The 17,469-nt window shown below is 41.3% G+C and carries 14 protein-coding genes and 2 tRNA genes; 10 read left to right on the top strand and 6 right to left on the bottom strand.

Annotated features, from left to right (window positions below):
• Positions 1 to 4 precede the first annotated feature (4 nt).
• The 6 genes from WC445_04015 (at position 5) to WC445_04040 (ending at position 8,279) form a co-directional block, all read left to right on the top strand.
• On the top strand, positions 5 to 1,105 hold the full coding sequence (locus tag WC445_04015; GenBank protein ID MFA5129094.1) for a glycosyltransferase: 1,101 nt from the start codon (positions 5 to 7) through the stop codon (positions 1,103 to 1,105).
• Between the two features lies 1 nt (position 1,106).
• Entirely contained in the window at positions 1,107 to 2,252 is a 1,146-nt protein-coding gene (locus WC445_04020) for a glycosyltransferase family 1 protein (protein ID MFA5129095.1), read from the top strand.
• Positions 2,253 to 2,331: 79 nt separating this feature from the next.
• Complete coding sequence (locus WC445_04025; GenBank protein ID MFA5129096.1) at positions 2,332 to 3,561, top strand: glycosyltransferase family 1 protein; 1,230 nt, start codon at positions 2,332 to 2,334, stop codon at positions 3,559 to 3,561.
• A gap of 13 nt (positions 3,562 to 3,574) precedes the next feature.
• Complete coding sequence (locus tag WC445_04030) at positions 3,575 to 5,881, top strand: DUF4012 domain-containing protein (protein MFA5129097.1); 2,307 nt, start codon at positions 3,575 to 3,577, stop codon at positions 5,879 to 5,881.
• A 29-nt stretch (positions 5,882 to 5,910) separates the two neighbouring features.
• Positions 5,911 to 7,956 (top strand): hypothetical protein, encoded by a 2,046-nt coding sequence (locus WC445_04035; GenBank protein MFA5129098.1) that lies wholly within the window; start codon positions 5,911 to 5,913, stop codon positions 7,954 to 7,956.
• Between the two features lie 80 nt (positions 7,957 to 8,036).
• Positions 8,037 to 8,279 (top strand): hypothetical protein, encoded by a 243-nt coding sequence (locus WC445_04040; GenBank protein MFA5129099.1) that lies wholly within the window; start codon positions 8,037 to 8,039, stop codon positions 8,277 to 8,279.
• A 625-nt stretch (positions 8,280 to 8,904) separates the two neighbouring features.
• Here the strand turns inward: WC445_04040 and WC445_04045 are convergent.
• The 6 genes from WC445_04045 to WC445_04070 all read right to left on the bottom strand — a co-directional run bounded on the left by WC445_04045 (position 8,905) and on the right by WC445_04070 (position 15,171).
• A tRNA-Arg gene (locus WC445_04045) sits at positions 8,905 to 8,976 on the bottom strand.
• Positions 8,967 to 9,929, bottom strand: a complete 963-nt coding sequence (locus WC445_04050) for a peptidoglycan bridge formation glycyltransferase FemA/FemB family protein (protein MFA5129100.1) — start codon at positions 9,927 to 9,929, stop codon at positions 8,967 to 8,969. The genes WC445_04045 and WC445_04050 overlap by 10 nt, the downstream gene beginning before the upstream one ends.
• 1 nt (position 9,930) lies before the next feature.
• Positions 9,931 to 10,485, bottom strand: a complete 555-nt coding sequence (gene ruvA, locus WC445_04055) for a Holliday junction branch migration protein RuvA (GenBank protein MFA5129101.1) — start codon at positions 10,483 to 10,485, stop codon at positions 9,931 to 9,933.
• 4 nt (positions 10,486 to 10,489) lie between these two features.
• A complete protein-coding gene (locus tag WC445_04060) occupies positions 10,490 to 11,443 on the bottom strand; it encodes an NGG1p interacting factor NIF3 (GenBank protein MFA5129102.1) in 954 nt (317 codons plus the stop codon).
• Between the two features lies 1 nt (position 11,444).
• Entirely contained in the window at positions 11,445 to 14,285 is a 2,841-nt protein-coding gene (gene ileS / locus WC445_04065; protein ID MFA5129103.1) for an isoleucine--tRNA ligase, read from the bottom strand.
• Between the two features lie 106 nt (positions 14,286 to 14,391).
• Positions 14,392 to 15,171 (bottom strand): MBL fold metallo-hydrolase, encoded by a 780-nt coding sequence (locus WC445_04070; protein ID MFA5129104.1) that lies wholly within the window; start codon positions 15,169 to 15,171, stop codon positions 14,392 to 14,394.
• Between the two features lie 34 nt (positions 15,172 to 15,205).
• On the opposite strand from WC445_04070, the gene WC445_04075 reads away from it, so the two are divergent.
• The 4 genes from WC445_04075 (at position 15,206) to WC445_04090 (ending at position 17,311) form a co-directional block, all read left to right on the top strand.
• Positions 15,206 to 15,276 (top strand) — tRNA-Ala (locus tag WC445_04075).
• Positions 15,277 to 15,303: 27 nt separating this feature from the next.
• A complete protein-coding gene (locus WC445_04080; GenBank protein ID MFA5129105.1) occupies positions 15,304 to 15,546 on the top strand; it encodes a hypothetical protein in 243 nt (80 codons plus the stop codon).
• A gap of 109 nt (positions 15,547 to 15,655) precedes the next feature.
• Complete coding sequence (locus tag WC445_04085) at positions 15,656 to 16,849, top strand: hypothetical protein (GenBank protein ID MFA5129106.1); 1,194 nt, start codon at positions 15,656 to 15,658, stop codon at positions 16,847 to 16,849.
• A gap of 198 nt (positions 16,850 to 17,047) precedes the next feature.
• Positions 17,048 to 17,311 carry a hypothetical protein gene (locus tag WC445_04090; protein MFA5129107.1) on the top strand — a complete coding sequence of 88 codons (264 nt, stop codon included), beginning with the start codon at positions 17,048 to 17,050 and terminating at the stop codon, positions 17,309 to 17,311.
• The last annotated feature ends 158 nt before the right edge of the window (positions 17,312 to 17,469 follow it).

Genomic DNA, 17,469 nt, shown 5'->3' on the forward strand with positions numbered 1-17,469 from the left:
ATTTATGAAAGTCGCTTTGATTCATGATCATCTGACGCAAGATGGAGGGGCGGAAAGGGTGCTTAGGGTTTTTCGGGAAATTTTTCCAGAAGCTCCGGTTTATACCCTGGTTTATGATAAGAAAAAAATGGGAGCGGAGTTTGACGGAAAAAATATCAGAACATCTTTTATTCAAAAAATTCCCGGGGGAGTAAAAAAATTTAAATGGTTTTTGCCCCTGATGCCACTGGCTACGGAAAAACACGAATTGGACAGCTACGATGTGGTTCTTTCAAATTCCAGCGCGCTTTCAAAGGGCGTGATTACGCGCCCGGATGCCCTGCACATTTGTTATTGCCATACGCCGACAAGATATCTTTGGACCGATACGCATCTTTATATCAAAGAATTGTCACATGGATCGCTCGTGAAAAAGGCCGTGTCGTTAATGCTTCCGAAACTTAGAATGTGGGATCGGATGGCGGCCGAGAGAGTTGATAAATTTGTCGCCAATTCCAAAACCGTCCAGAAAAGAATTTCCAAATATTACGGCCGGGAAAGCGAGGTAATTTATCCGCCGGTTGATGTTTCAGAATTTAAAATTTCTGAGGCGCAAAAAAGATATTATTTAGCCGGCGGGAGATTGGTGCCATATAAAAGATTCGATTTGGTTGTGCAGGCTTTTAACAAACTCGGCATTCCTTTAAAAATTTTTGGCGAAGGTCCGGAATTGCAAAAATTAAAAGAAATGGCCAAGGCTAATATTGAATTTTTAGGAAAGGTAACTGATGAAGAGAAAAAAGAGTTGTATGGAAAATGCATCGCCTTTATTCATCCGCAGGAAGAAGATTTTGGTTTAATGGTAATTGAAGCTATGGCTTCTGGTCGGCCGGTTATTGCCTATCCTAAAGGCGGAGCGACGGAAACGGTGGCCGCGGGGAAAACGGGAACTTTTTTCCCGGATCAAAGCTGGGAATCGCTCGCGCATACGATTATTAGATTTAATCCAGAAGAATATAGACCGGAGGAAATTCGGGGGCACGCGGCGCAATTTGATACAACAACCTTTAAGGATAAAATAAAAAGCTACATAGAAAATAGTTGGCAAGAATTTCAGAGTAAATAATATGAATGTCGGCATTGACGTAAGATCATTACTTGAAAAAGAGCGGAGTGGCGTTGGGGAGTATACGTATGAACTCTTGAACGCCATTTTTAATATTGATAAAGAAAATCAATATTATCTTTTTTATAATTCCTTTAAAAAAGTTGGAGATAATTTTTTGGCAGAGTGGAAAAAACATCAGAATGTTCATTTTTGTGGATTTGGTTGGCCGAACAAATTATTGAATTTTTGTTTTAAATTTTTGAAGCGGCCCAGGGTTGATAAGACAATATTGCCAAAAGGTAAAATTGATTTATTTTTTATTCCAAATCTAAATTTTATTGCTCTATCGTCTGGCCTCCGAAAAATAATCACGGTTCACGATTTATCTTTTGAATTTTTTCCGAAATTTTTTTCTTGGAAGCGGCAATTATGGCATTGGTTTATAAATCCGCGCAAATTAATCAGCGGCGCAGATAAAATTATCGCCGTTTCGGAAAATACAAAAAGAGATTTGATTAATTTTTATAAAATTCCCGCGGAAAAAATAAAAATAATCTATTCCGGCGTCGCCTGCCGTGAAAATGTTTTAGATATTGACGAAGTTAATAAAAAATATAATTTGCCAGATAATTTTATTTTATTTTTGGGGACGCTTGAACCAAGAAAAAATATTGATGGTCTGGTCCGCGCGTTTGAAATTTTAAAATCTTATCAGCCTATTGGCTTATCTGCTTATCAGCTGGTAATTGTCGGTCCGCGGGGGTGGCTTTATAAAAAAATATTGGCCCGCGCGGAAAAAAGTCCGGCGCGCGATGATATCAAATTTATAAATTATATTTCTCCCGAAGAAAAATTTTCTTTTTATAAATTGGCCAAACTTTTTGTCTACCCGTCTTTCTATGAGGGATTTGGATTTCCTCCATTAGAAGCGACCCGAGCCGGAACGCCGGCAATTGTAAGTTCAGTTTCATCTTTGCCCGAGGTTATCGGCGAAGCGGCTTTGATGGTTGATCCAAATAATCCGGCCGAGCTGGCAAAAGTAATGGCTGAATGTTTGACCGATGAAAATCTACGCGCTACCTTGATTGAAAAAGGCAAAGCGCAAGCGGAAAAATTTAGCTGGACAAATGCCGCGAGGGAATTTTTGTCGCTAATTAATCAGTAATTGTTAAATAAAAGAAAGATGCAAAGGGCCAAAGAGGCCCTCTTTTTACTTGTGTACGATTTTTTGCTATAATTAATCTATGAAAATAGGTATTGATGCTCGTTTTTTTGGGCCGGTGGGTAAGGGTTTGGGAAGATATGTGGAGCGATTGGTAGAAAATCTGGAAAAACTTGACCCCATACGAAGTTTCAGTAAACCGATGAACTCGGCTGGGCAACAGTCAGAAGAGAAATCGAATGGTGGACACACTGACAAAACCTCTACTTCGTACGGGGCGGGTCCCCAAAATGAATACATAATTTTTTTGCGAAAAGAAAATTGGGATTATTACGCTCCCAAATTTTCCAATTTCAAAAAAGTTTTGGCCGACTATCCATGGTACAGTTTAAAAGAACAGATAATGATGCCACTCGCGATCCGGCGGGAAAAACTAGACCTTGTCCATTTTCCGCACTTTAACATTCCTATTTTTTGTTCGACAAAATTTGTCGCGACAATTCATGATTTGATTTTGCTTCAATTTCCAACTCCGCGGGCGACAACTCTCGGTCCGTTACTTTATAAAATAAAATATTTTGGTTATCGGCTCGTGATCGGTCTTGGCCTTCGGCGGGCAAAAAAAGTCATTACCGTTTCCGATTGCACAAAAAAAGAATTGGTAAAATTTTTTAAAATCAATCCGGGAAAAATCGCCGTCACCTACGAAGCTTGCGACGGCGTGGAGTATGGCCAGTTAAAGATGCCGGAGAGAAAACACCTAGTGAAATTTGGAATTACAAAACCGTATTTGCTTTACGTCGGCAACGCTTATCCGCATAAAAATTTAGAAGGACTGATAAAAATTTTTCCTAAATTAAATTTGAATTGCCAGTTAGTGCTTGTCGGCCGTGAGGATTATTTTTATAAAAGGATGAAAGGGGAAATTAAAGGAACGCCGATTGAAAAAAATATTATTTTTACAGATTTTGTTTCAGAGGCGGTTCTAGCCGATCTCTACCGCAACGCGCGAGTTTATGTTTTTCCGTCATTTGTGGAAGGATTTGGTCTACCTGGCCTTGAAGCTATGAGCTATGGTTTGCCGCTTGCGGCTTCAAATTCCTCCTGCCTTCCGGAAATTTATGGTGATGCCGCGATTTATTTTAATCCAAAAGACGAGCAAGACATGATAGAAAAAATAAAATTTGTTTGGACAGACGAGCCGACGCGGAAAAACCTTATAAAATTGGGCCTGGAACAGGTTAAAAAATATAGTTGGAAAAATTTAGCCGAAAAAACTTTACAAATTTACCAAAATGCCGGCAAGAATTAAAAAAAAATTGGAGATGAAAATAGCCCCGAACATGGGAGAACACCCGTCGCCGCATGTTTTAGATTTGAAAAAAGTAGTGGCGAAAAAAAGTGAGGCAGTAAAACTTCCGGAAGAGTCGGTAAGGACAGCGGGCTTTAAGGCTCCAGTCAAACGCGAGAGAATAAACAGGTTGACTTTTGTCCGCGCAAGAATTGCCCTTACGAGAAATGTTAGAAATTTTATCTCTTTTTTCCTCCGCGGTCCGCAGAGATTATTTAAAAATTTAGGGTTGGGGATTCTTGCTGTTCCCAGATTTTTTAAATTTTTAAGTTTTGCCTTCGCTGATTGTAAAAAATTATTAAGTTTTGGAGCGTTAGCTTTTCTTTTTATCCTGCCGCTCCAAACATTTTCTTATTACGAGTCGCTCCGAGAGACCGAAAAAGCAACTCTTCAGACGGCCGAAGAGGCTTACGCAAATTTATCGGCTGGCGGCGTGGAAATTATGAGTGCTGATTTTTCCGGCGCGGCGGATAATTTCAGCCAGGCCGCGCGCGCTTTTTCCCGTTCGGGCGAAGAAATTGGACAAGTTAATTCCATTGTTTTAAATCTTCTCCGAGCTATGCCAGGCGAGGGAGAAAAATTGGAAGCGGGCGAAGCGCTCCTTTTTGCTGGAGAAAAATTAACCTTGGCCGGGGAGAATATTCTTAGAAGTTTAGCTAATTTTCCCGCGGCGGCGAGCGATAAAAAATTAACAGAAAAGTTAAAAATTTTAAGAGATCATTTGTCAATGGTCCTGCCCGACGTGGCTGCAGCATCGGATAAGGTTTATGCCATAAAAATTCAGGCCGTGCCCGAGGACAAGCGGGAGGTTTTTCAAATCTTACAAGGAAAATTACCGCAGCTCGTTTCCAGTATGAAAAATTTAATTTCGGTTTCCGATTTACTGATAAAATTTTTGGGCGACGAAATGGACAAAAGATACTTAGTGATTTTCCAAAATCCCGGAGAAATACGGCCGACAGGCGGTTTTATTGGAAGTTTAGCTCTGGTTGATTTTGATCGAGGAGAAATAAAAAATATGGAAGTGCCGGGCGGAGGGTCTTACGATTTTCAAGGATCGCTAAAAGAGAGAATTGCCTCGCCTGAACCATTGCAACTTATCGCGGCCAGGTGGCAGCTTCAGGACGCGAACTGGTTTTTTGATTTTCCGACATCTGCGCAAAAAATAAAATGGTTTTATGAAAAAAGCGGTGGACCCACTATTGACGGAGTTATTGCCGTGAACGCAGATTTAATCGCAGATCTTTTAGCCGTTGTCGGTCCGATTGAAATGCCAGAATACGGTAAAACTCTAAGTAAAGAAAATTTCATTGAAGAAATTCAAAAAGCCGTGGAAATAGAATACGACAAGGCGGAGAATAAGCCGAAGAAAATCATTGGTGATATGGCCCCGAAATTGATAGCCAAATTAATTTCCGCCGGACCGAAACAGTTTGGTGAAATTTTATCAACACTTCTTCGCGCGCAGAAGGAAAAAAATATTTTGCTTTATTCTACTTTTCCGGAAATAGAACACGAAATTAAAAATTTTGATTGGGGCGGAGAAGTAAAATCCGTTCCGGAAAAGGTGGATTATCTGGCTGTGGTTAATACTAACATAGGCGGGCAAAAAACCGATCGGGTGATAGAACAGGCAGTAAATCTTGAAACGAATATCGTTGAAGGCGGCTATATTAAAAATAAGTTAACTATTACGAGAGCGCATAAAGGAATTAAAAGAGAATTGTTTACCGGCGTTAGGAATGTCGATTACCTAAGAGTTTATGTTCCTCTTGGCAGTTCCTTAATTTCAGCTACAGGATTTGAAGCTCCGCCGGCAAGCCTGTTTGAAAAACCGGAGGGTGATTATAAAATTGATATTGATTTAAAAAATAGCGAAAGATCTTCGGTCGACGCGCCGAGTGGAACATCAATTTCCAGCGAGTCCGGCAAAACAGTTTTTGGAAATTGGGTTCAAGTTGATCCGGGTGAGACGGCTACGGTTACCCTAGAATATATTTTACCTTTTAGACTTTCTTTGTCGGTTTTGGAGAAAAGTTGGTGGGATAATTTTGAAGAGAAATTTGGACAAAAAAAGGATTCGAGCGAAGTTTATCAACTGTTAGTTCAAAAACAATCGGGAGTATTATCAAATTTCACGAGTAGCTTAAGTTTTCCTTGCGAGTGGCAGTTGGCCTGGCAATCGGGAAACGGCGTGAAAGTTGGTGCGGTGTCAATAGAATCTCAGAGCCAATTGGATTCGGATAGATTTTATTTATTCGGTTTTACTTTAGCAGATTAGATAATTTTTAAAATAATTAAATTTAAAATATGGCAGAGACAAAAGAAAAAAAGAAAAAAGTGGTTAAAGTCCGGCCGATTAAAAAAATGGCAAGCCGCAAAGGAAAAGAGGTAAAAATGATTGAGGCAGCAGAAGAAATGGTGGAATTGCCTCCCATAAAAGAAGAAAAAATGTTAGAGACTGTTCGTCGGCCCGCACTTCCCAAGGGAAAAGAAAAACATTTAAGTAAAAAAGAGCTTGAAAAAGAACTAAGAGAAATTTACGAAGACCAAGACGGTGAAATTTCGGATATGTCAAAAATTTATCATAAGAAAAAGAGCAGGGTGAAGAGATTTATGTTGGGGGCGCTGATATTTTTTGTCTGTGCCGCGGCGCTTTCCTGGGCAGGATTTTTCTTTTTTGGGCGGGGCAGGGCTTTTACTGGTGAAAATGTAAATCTGGAAATAATTTCGCCAGATACTATCGCGGGCGGAGAAAACGTGGAATTTATAATAAAATATAAAAATAACGAGACAGTCCCTCTCGGCCAGGCGGAAATAAGAGTAAGATTGCCGGATGATTTCGCACAAAGCGGAGCGGAACCCGCTTCCTCGGACGGAGAAAATATTTGGAGAATCGGAAGCATCGCCGCGGGCAAGGGAGGGGAGATAAAAATCATAGGATCACTTTTCGGCGCGGAGGAATCCCTAGAGACACTTCAGGCAGTTTTAACTTATAAGCCGGCAGATTTTAATTCTGAATTTCAAAAAGTGGCTACGGCTGTAACAAAAATACAAAGTTCCCTTTTAGACGTGTCTCTTTCCGGCCCAGAAAGAATTTTAACTAATAAGGAGACGTCTTTTAAAATAAAATATGAAAATACAGGAGAGGCAACACTTCAGGGTATAAAAATTTCTGTAATCGCCCCCGCAGATTTTTCTTTTAAAGAAAAACAGGGAGAAAAGGAAATATCAAGTTGGGAAATTCTTGAGGCAGTGCCGAATGAAGAAAAGGAGATTAATTTTTTGGGGTCGTTTGGTTCGGCCGCTGAAGGAGAAAAGGAATTCAAGGTGCAGATAGGATTTATGAAAGGAGAAAAATTTTATCTGCAGAAAGAAAATTATTTCAAGACAAATGTTTTAGCCGGGGCAATCCTCCCGACACTTATTTTAAACGGCGATTCCAAAGATCGCGCGTTAAATTTTGGGGATACGTTGAATTACGCCATTGTTTATCAAAATAAAGATAAAACAGATTTGTCTGACGTTGAAATAAAAATGGTATTTGAATCAACTTCGCGCAACAACAAAATGATTTTAGATTGGGCCACCTTCAAAGATGATTATAATGGAACAGTGCTCGGCACCCAGCTTTCTCCGGAAATTCGTCAGGGAACAATTACTTGGACGAAACGGCAGGTTACCAATCTCTCCAAACTAGCGCCCGGCGTGGAAGAAACAATTAATCTCCAGATGAGGATAAAACCTTTTTCCGAATTTCAAAATTGGGGCACTAAAGATTTTGAAGTTAAAAGCTGGGTGGAAGTTAATGTCGGGAAAAATGGGGCGGACGGGGCAGAGGAAACAATTCAAAGCAATAAAATTAATTTTAAAATAAACAGCGACATGGTTTTGCAAACAGCGGCGCGTTACTTTAACGATGATAATATCGCCGTTGGCAGCGGCCCTCTTCCTCCCAGAGTTGGAGAAGCCACGGCCTACAGAATTTTTTGGAACATAACAAACTCTTTGCACGAAATTACAGATTTGAAAATAAGCACTATCTTGCCAGAGAACATTCGTTGGTCTAATAAACATGAAATTACCGCCGGCGAACTGAAATTCAACGAGGCGACGCGTGAAGTTTCTTGGACACTAAATAGGATGCCGCTTGATGTTAATGCCCTTGGTGTTAATTTTGAAATTTTAGTTACGCCTACCGCGGCAGAAAAAGGTAAACTTTTAACTTTGCTTTTGGGAACGAATTTAACAGCGACTGATAAATCAACCGGGGCAATAATTACGAAAACCGGAGAGGCGTTAACTTCCAATCTTGACGGCGATCCGGGAGCAGAGGGCAAGGGGATTGTGCGATAAGTGATAAAGAAATTAAAATTTAAACCCGCCACAATAAGGCGGGTTTTGAGTTGACGGTTTTAAGATTTTAAACTAAGTTTATGATAGAAGGAGGATCAGCAATGTGTCGATTCGGACAGGAAGGCGGAGCGCCGATCGGAGGCGGAGATTCTTCCATGACGGAGAGGCCGGATGCGCCGAATTGGCAGGAGGCCAACGAATATCTGCGGAGGATGCTCGGTCCGAGGGCCTATGCCAATTTGAGGTTCAATCGGAGGGAACTTTCGATGCGCGACGCAGAGCTCATTGTTCGGCGATACGGCGGATCGAAGGACAAAAAATAGGGGACGGACATGAACATCGGCCAATGGATCGAGAAGGTTCGTAATTCGCCAATCGGGCGGACTCTTCTCGTACCAGTACGTACTCCAGGCGCGATAGTCAATTTCGTCTGGCAGACGTTTTCATACTGGCTGGACGAGCGGAACGCGAAGCGTGGCGTGACACTTGATGTTGAGAGTGTTCGCCAGCGGGGCGAGCCGTTTCTGCCGGATCCGAGATGCCATCACTGACGTGAGAGAGGGGGGGCGAGTGGACCAAGGGTTCACTCTTTTTTTATTGTAACAAAGATTTATTCTATTTTTCTGCCATGAATCATTATCTGTATAAAAGCCGTTTGCTCAAATCCATGGCCAAAAAATGATAAGCGGCCGGCCATTTTATAAAAATCGTCTAAATCCACGCCGCGTTCTTTGGCTAGATCTTCGAATTCGTTTATTAATTGCAGAGTAGTAACTTCTCCTTCAGTTATTGCTTCTAAGACATTGCCGCCGCGTTCTTTGATTATTTTTTTAACTCTTGTTCATGCCGAATGGCAATTTCTTTAGTTAATTCGACACCGCGTCTTGCATTAGCCATATTATCTTTTTGTTCATGTATTTTTCTCTCACCTTCCATATTATTTATTAATGCCCTCGGCAGGAATCGAACCTGCACCACCTCCTCCGGAGGGAGGCGTTGTATCCATTCAACTACGAGGGCTTTAAAATTTTTTTAGCAAGATTGTAAATTTTATACCACAAATTATTAATTGGCAAATCAAAAGTTCCGGGATAAGAAATTTCAAAACCACCAAAGCCTTTTTTAAAACGAGTGACTCCCGGCCATTTTTTTTCATCAATTCCCCAAAAATCGTAAAATTTATAACCAAGATTTTTTGCTTCCTTAATAATTTCCCAGTGCAGAAAATATGGGGCCATTAAACTTCGATACTCATGTGAGGAGGCGCCGTGAAGATAAGTGGCCGTGTCGCCAAAATATCCGACGATGGCGGCGGCGAGTGGCATGTTTTCAAAATAAGCGACCATAAGTTCCGCGCGCATTTCTGTTTTCCCATCGCCGTTTATATTTTTTAGCATGGATTCATAATATTTTTTGGGGTGTGCATGAAATTTATCACGGGCAGTAGTTTCTTCCATCAATTTCCAAAAATCTTCCAGAGCCCCGGTTTTTAAAACCAGATTTTTTTTCTCTGCCAGACGAATGTTATAGCGAGTTTTTTCGTGCATTAGAGAAAGCAATTCTTCGTTGGTTTTTAGGAGATTTAAAACGAGCGTTTGTTTTGGTTGAACGGACGCGACGCGCAGTAGTGGTGGTAGCAAGATTTCTGTCAGCGGTTCTATTTTTAAAAATATAGCTCCATCTTTTTGAGTGGTTTTTTTAATTTTGTCGATTAGCTCTTCTGGTTCGCCGACCGGGCCTCGAGGAGCATAAAAATATCCTTTCCTGAACGGCAGTAATTTTACAAGCACGCCACAGATCGCCTTAAGATTATTTTTTTCATCAACTAAACCGAGCCGGTAAATTTTATGGCCATTTATCTCCTGAAAATCCAGCCACTCGGCGCTCTGTAAAAAAATCCCAGTCTGAGTCGGCTGGTTTAATAAAAAATCATTCCATTTAATTTTATCGTCGATTTGTTTAACTTCTAACATTTTATTTGCCCAGATTTTTTAGGGCCGCTTTAATTTTGTTTTCCGCGCCTTCCACTTCTTCACCTATTTTTCCGACCGCTTCCTGTGCTTCATTTTTGGAATATCCAAGGCGGACAAGGGCATCCACAATTTCATTATCGCCCGAAACGGTTTTTCCGGTTACGAGCCTGCCTTTTAATTCCAGGATTATTTTTTGGGCGGTTTTTTTGCCCACGCCGGGAATAGTTCCGAGAATACCCAGATCGCCTTCGGAAACAGCCTTTTCTAATTTTTCCAGTTTATAAGCAGAGATAAGTTTGTGGGCCAGCTTTGGGCCAACGCCAGAGATGCCAATTAATTGCCAGAAAAATCTTAATTCTTCGGCCGTGCCAAAGCCGTAAAGTTCCCGGCTGTCTTCGCGTGCGTATTCATGGGTGAAGACCTCAATAATTTCCCCGGATTTATATTTTAAAAGATGCGATTCCGGGAGAAAAACTTGATAACCGACGCCGCCTGTCTCCACAATAGCGAAATGGCCACCTTTATAAATGATTTTTCCTTTGAGATAGGAAATCATAAAATTATTTTTTCTTTTTAAATCTTTTGATGCGAATTAATCCGGAGCATGGAATAATTTGAATTCCTCGTTTTTCCAGTTCATCTAAAAATAAATTCATACCGAGTGAATCGGATGACATGTGTCCGGCGATGATAACGTTGATGTGCGCCGCCTCGGCTTCCTTTTTATGTTCTTCGGATTGGTGCATGCCGATAATTGTGCCAACCCCGGCTTGAGCAAGCTTTTCATAAATTTTTGCTGAGGGTTCAGTTCCGCCAGTGATTTCCGTGACCGCCACTTTGCCACAATGATTTTCCGGATGGCCGGCGAAGAGCCGCGGTCCGGCGCCGAGTTTTATTGCTTCTTTATATTCAGGAATTTCTTTTAATAATTTTAAAATGTCGCCGACATATTCCGGTTTGGCCGCGGTGATTTTTTTCTTTAGAAAATTGGCTACCAAATTATCGCAAGGTGTATGGACATTTATATAGCTGATTTTTAAAAGGCGGGCAATATCAATCGGACGATAGTGATTAACAGGATTTACGCCGCGAGCCACTTCCTCAATTCGCGATTTTTGTACAGCCTCGGCGACGTTTATTGGCACACCATATTGGGCATAAACATCCGCCTGCAAATGCATTACGTCCGCCAAGTCCGTAAGGGCTTTGCCTCGCGGGTGATGGGCTAAAATTAAATCAGCGCCAAGCCGGTCAGCTAAGAAAATTTCGTCACCTTCCATATCAATGCCGGCGAGGATTTTTTTAATTGGAGTTTTTCCCGAGTCAAAATGGATTCGGCTATCCAAATATGGATTAGTCAGCGCTTCAAGATCAAACTCTTCTTTTTGTTCTTTATTTAATTTTTCGTACTGTTCTTTTTTCCGTTTTAACATTTTCAAAACCGCCGTTTTTCCGCGTAAGTCGGAATTAATGCCCATCTGTATGCTTAAATCGAAAATTTGTTTTAGGTTCATATTAGATTTTTTTAATGCCAAGCCAGACACCCGCAATTTCTTTTTGTCCTAAAACTTCGGGTCGGCCTTTTTCTAAGTTATTGCTTAGTGTTTCTTTTTTAATTTTTTCGCCAAATTCTTCTATTGCCTTTTCCGCGGATTCGCTGCCATCATAATAAATGTTAACCCGGTCAGCAATTGAAAGGCCAGCTTCTTTTCGGAGAGAATTAACCGTCCGGACAATTTCACGAACCAGACCTTGGGCTTTCAATTCCTCGGTCAATTCCGTATCTAACTTATCTTCACCGAATTTTAATTCCAAAATATTGAGTTCGTCTTTAATTATTTCAATATATTCCGTCGACAGCTCTTTTGTGAGTATAGTAGAATAAGAGGCGAGCGGCTGTCTGATTTTTATTCCGACCGAGGCGCGCGCCGCAAGTCCGGTTTCCACGATTTTTTTAGCCAAGTCCATCTGATCTAATATTTTTTGGTTAACTAATTTTTTTTCAAATTTTGGCCAAGTTTCAAGATGAACGGAAAGATTTTTTTCCGCGAGTTCCTGGTAAATCTTTTCTGAAACAAAAGGAGTAAACGGAGCGAGTATCCTCCCAAGAGTAGCAAGGACAAGGTGCAAAGTTGCGAGCGCTTCGTTTTTTTCTTCACCTTCGCTCTTGAATCTATCCCGCGAGCGTCGCAGATACCAGGTTGATAATTCATTGCTGAAATCCTGCAGACCGCGAGCGGCACCAACTACGTCATATTCATCCAACTTTTTGGTAGTATTTTTTGTCAGGAGATTTAGTTTCGCGAGGATCCATTTGTCCAAAATATGGGACGGTTTTATTTTTCCTTCTGGTTTTTTGTCGGCGTATAATTTATAAAAACTGATGATATTAAAGAGAATTAAAAAGAATTTTTTGATGACCCCATCAACTTCAACCACGCTAAAATTTTTCGGATCGCCAGGTTGGTTTATCGTGTAAAAAAACCAGCGGGCTGCGTCCGAACCATATTTATTGATAATATCCCATGGGTCAACAATGTTGCCTTTTGATTTACTCATCTTCTCACCCTTGGCGTCGCGCAGGTGGCCGAGACAGATGACGTTTTTGTAAGGAGCGCCGTGGCCCAGGAGAGTTGAAACGGCGAGCAGGGTATAAAACCACCCGCGGGTTTGATCAATTGCTTCCGAAATAAATTCGGCCGGGAATTGTTCACCTTTATCAATTTTTTCTTTATTTTCAAACGGATAATGCCACTGGGCAAAAGGCATGGATCCGGAATCAAACCAGCAGTCCAGCACTTCCGGAGTTCGTCTCATTTCGCTGCCACATTTTGGACAGGGGAAAATGACAGCGTCGATAAACGGTCGGTGGAGATCTAAAGTTTTCAGATTTTTTCCGCTTAATTTTTCAAGTTCCTCGACTGAACCCACAAAATGTTTTTCTCCGCAAGCGCATTTCCAAACAGGCAGTGGCGTACCCCAATACCGTTCACGAGTCAGAGCCCAATCCTTAACTTCCCTGAGCCATTCGCCGAACCGGCCGTCTTTGATATAGTCAGGAACCCAATTAATTGTTTGATTATTTTTTAATAAATTTTTTTTGACTGTCGGATCAGACATTTTGATAAACCAAGAACGTTTCGCGTAGTAGAGGAGCGGCGTGCCGCAGCGCCAGCAGAAAGGATAATCATGAGTGTAGGCAAGAGTCCGATAAAGCAGGTTACGAGATTTAAGATCTTCAATAATTTCCGGCTCAACATTTTTAACAAATTTTCCGGCCCACTTTTTGACACTCGGAAGAAATAATCCATTTTCATCAACCGTGTGGACTTCAGGGAGGCCAATTTTTTTACCCAAATTGAAGTCATCTTCGCCATACATGACCGCAGTGTGTACGACGCCGGTGCCGTCTTCAGTCGAAACAAAATCAGCCGAGGTAACATACCAGGCGCGTTTTTCGCCGGGATCGAGATAGTCCGGGAAAAGCGGTTCATATTCCAAATTGATTAAGTCCTTACCCCTTAGTTCTTTTTCAATTTCGTACGGCTGCCCTTCGAGCGTCTTCTCAGCCAGATCTTTGGCAACAATTAAATATTCCTCGTTTTGTTTTATGATAAGATAATCGATTTTTTCGCCAACCGCTAGGGCCACATTGCCGGGAAGAGTCCATGGTGTAGTTGTCCAAGACAAGATGTAGAGTGGTAATTTTTCTTTTAAGCCGAGTTTTTGATCCCTAACTAAAAATTTTATGTAGACCGAAGTTTCCAGAATATTTTTATAGCCCTGGGCGACTTCATGTGAAGAAAGGGCAGTCCCGCAGCGCGGACATTGCGGGACAATTTTATTTCCTTCGTAAAGTAGATCCTTATCCCAGATCTGTTTTAAAATCCACCAAAGAGATTCAATATAATAATTTTCATAAGTAATATATGGATGTTCGAGGTCAAGCCAAAAAGCGATGCGCTCGGTCATCTTTTCCCATTCTTCTTTATAATACCAAACGCTTTCTTTACACTTTTTATTGAAGGCCTCAATGCCGTACTTTTCAATGTCGGGTTTGCCTGAAAATTTTAATTCTTTTTCAATTTGGAGTTCAACCGGCAGACCGTGAGTGTCCCAGCCCGCTTTGCGACCGACAAAAAATCCTTGCATTGTTTTATAACGACAAACAATATCTTTGAAAGCGCGGGCTTCGACATGGTGCAGACCAGGTTTTCCATTAGCGGTCGGCGGCCCCTCAAAAAAAATAAAGTTACCTTTAGAACTTTTTTTTGCTAAAGTTTTTTCAAAAATTTTTTTGTCTTTCCAAAATTTTAGAATCTCTTCTTCCATCTGGGGAAAATTGATGTTTGCCATATATGATTTTACGGTATTTTCAAAATTAAAATTAGATTAAGATTTATGTATATCATAACAAAAAACTCCCGATTTAGCAAGGAGTTTATGGCAACGCGGGACCTCTTTAAATTTTAATCTTTAAGCCGTCGTAAGCTAAAATTACAGAAAATTTTATTTTGTTTTTCCGACAATAAGAGTTGATTTCTTTTTGGGCAATTTTATGCGGCGGATAATTGTGGCCGATTTGGGTTAAATATAATTTTTTAGCGTGGAATTTTTTGGCTAAAGCAATTGCCCGTTCAACTGATAAATGCCAAGCCATTTTTGTGCCAAGCCACATGGCGCTATCTAAAAATAATACTTTGGCATTTTTAAAATATTTTTCCGAAGATTTGGGAATAGAACTAACGTCCGAGGCGTAAACCAGCGGGCCAATTTTAAATCCCAGGGTTAGAAAAGTTTTTTCTCGGAGGGCGTGCTTTACGCGAAAGGGAACAATTTTTAAGCCAAAAATTTTTAGGGAACGGTTCGGTTTTATAATTCGGTTCGGCAAAAGTTTGCCATAAACTCGTTTAAGATATTTTAAAGTTTGTTTTTCGGAGAAAATTTTTAGAGCGTAGTCCGCGGCAGTCAATTTTTTTAAACCGCCCGTTGCATCCGCGTGTCCGTGGGTCAGAAGCACCGCGTCCGCCGTGACGATTTTTTCTCGTTTTATTTGTTCTAGAAAATCAGGACCACAATCGATTAAAATATTTTTTTTATGCCACGCCAAAACAATTGAACTTCTTGTTCGCCGGCTTTTGCTTTTTGGTTTACGCGAGTCAAGGCAAGTAGAACAACGGCATTTTTTTCGCGGGATTGTTTCCGATGGACCACTGCCTAAAACGGTAAGTTTTATTGACATAAGCATTAAATTATTATACCATAATTTATAACTTGGGCCGTTAGCTTAGTGGTAGAGCTTCCGGTTTGCATCCGGAGGACGGGAGTTCGATTCTCCCACGGTCCATTGTGAGTTTAATCTTAAAATAAAATTATGAACGCACAACAAATCTATATCGCGATGGCCATCGTAGCCTTAGCCATTATCGCGGGTTTGATGTTTTTTGTTAAAAAGGGAAATCATCAATATAAACTATCTCCGTTTGCTGCTTTAGCGTTTGCATTTGTTCTCGCAGGAATTGTTTTTGGGGAAAGCAGATTAGTTGGTTATGGTTTAATGGGAATTGGTGTGCTGCTCGCCGTAATTGATATGGTTCAGAAAATGAGAAAGAAATAGGATTTAAGAAAACAATAAGCCCAAAAAAATCACCTGCCGAGGAGGCGGTTTTTGTTATCCCTTGACCTTGTATAGTTTTTTTTCGCGCGGCGAGGTAAAATGAAATAACATGAAAAGAATAATTTTAATTATTTTAGCAATATTGGTTCTTAGTCTTGGCACTTGGTTTGCGGTGTATGGGCTGTCTTCGTATCGGGCACAATCGGCGGAACGGGAAAAAACAGAATTTTTAAATAAAGAAATTGAGCAGCTTCTTGATTCACGCCGTGATGGAACAGAAAAAAGCGAACCGGCCGATCCGTTTGGCGAAGATGGTGTGGCGCGCGTTCTTTTGATCGGGCTTGACCGGAGAACGGGGGATGATAAAGGTCACTGCGACGCGATCCAGCTTATTACAATTGATAAAAAAAATCAGAAAGTTTCTATTACTGCCGTGCCGCGCGGAACTTATTCGCCATTGCCGCCGGGCGAGAAACATTTGCCGACGGATTATTATGTGTCAAAGGCATGCGAGGTGGGCGGCCTTGAGTATGGTCTCGCGCAAATACAAAAAATTCTCGGGACAAAAGCTGACTATCTTGTCGTCGTTGGATTTTCTGAAGCGCTCGGCATTTTTAGAAATCTCGGTCTTCCGACCACGGAGACGCTCCAATGGCTTCGGCAGCGCCAGGGTTATGCTATCGGCGAGCCGCAGCGGGCGCACAACCATTCCACGTTTATAAAACAGATGATGATCCGGTTTATCCCCAAGAGAAATTCAACCATGAACACGGCGTTAGAATATATTATGTATAAGATAGTAAGGACTGATTTAACTTTTGCCGAGACGCAGGCATTAGTTGACACACTTTCCTCCATGGATTTGGAAAAGAATACGGAACGCGTAAGCCTCCTGATGAAGCCGGCGTATGTTGTGCAGGATATTCCTTACGCGGAGGAATACATTGGCGAATATATTGATAAAATGGTTAAGCCGATTAAAGATCTTCTTCCGGGGGGCGATTATTCCGGACTGACCGAAGAGGAAGTGCAAACAAAACTTCTGGAAATAATTGATGAAAAGAAAAATGACCCAGAGTTTGTTTCTTGGTCTTTTGAAAATAATCTTTGGCTTCAGATAGAGGATAAAGAAAAAAGATTAGCAACGCAATATGACCTTCTTGGATTGTATTTGCCGTCCCTTTCCGAAAAATCAGAGCGCGAAAGTATTTTAGCCGATTATATTTTGGAAATGGAAAATTATGGTGAAGAAGAGTGGGCAAAGAAGGGTAAAGATCTGCTCGCAAAAGAGCTCGGCCAATAACATTTTCCTCTTGGCATTTTAATTGATAGTTTGTATCAAAAAGGGATTTTTTTGATTTATTTTAAGCGACGAAAGTCGTTTTTAGTTTTCTAAAATTTTATCTTGACAAGAATTTTTTTCAATGATAATTTATTGATATTGTGTTTATGGCGTAAAGTGGGGGAAAGCTCAAGCCGAGGGAAGGAGAGGGAAGAAAGAATGACGACAAGAACGATTCTCGCTGAGGCCAAGCCGTTGGGGCATCCTTGCGGCCATTGCCGCACTCGCGGAACGTGCGGTTGTGACGTCTGTGTTCAAGGAGGCGGAGTTTGCGGGGAGTGCGGCGGACTCCGCTACTTCGTTCCTCCAACCACCATTTCCATGGATGAGTTCGATCCTCCACGAGAGGAGCCTCTTGCCAGAGTGGTCCTCGCCCGGCGGCCGAAGAAGCCACCGTTCGGGAGGAGGGTGGCTCGTCGCTAATCAGCGCTTGATGCCGCGATCGCGGTAAGCGCAGCGCTTAAAGTCGTTTGGAGGAAATCGAAAAGTCCGAAGGGAAACAGACAAAAATTGTCGTGTCGCGCTCTGGTGCTTGCATCAGGGCGTTTTTTTATTTTTAATTTATAAAAAAACCGCAAGAC

The sequence above is a fragment of the Patescibacteria group bacterium genome (assembly GCA_041650995.1).
In the GTDB taxonomy this organism is placed as follows: Bacteria; Patescibacteriota; Patescibacteriia; order XYB2-FULL-38-15; family XYB2-FULL-38-15; genus JAHIRI01.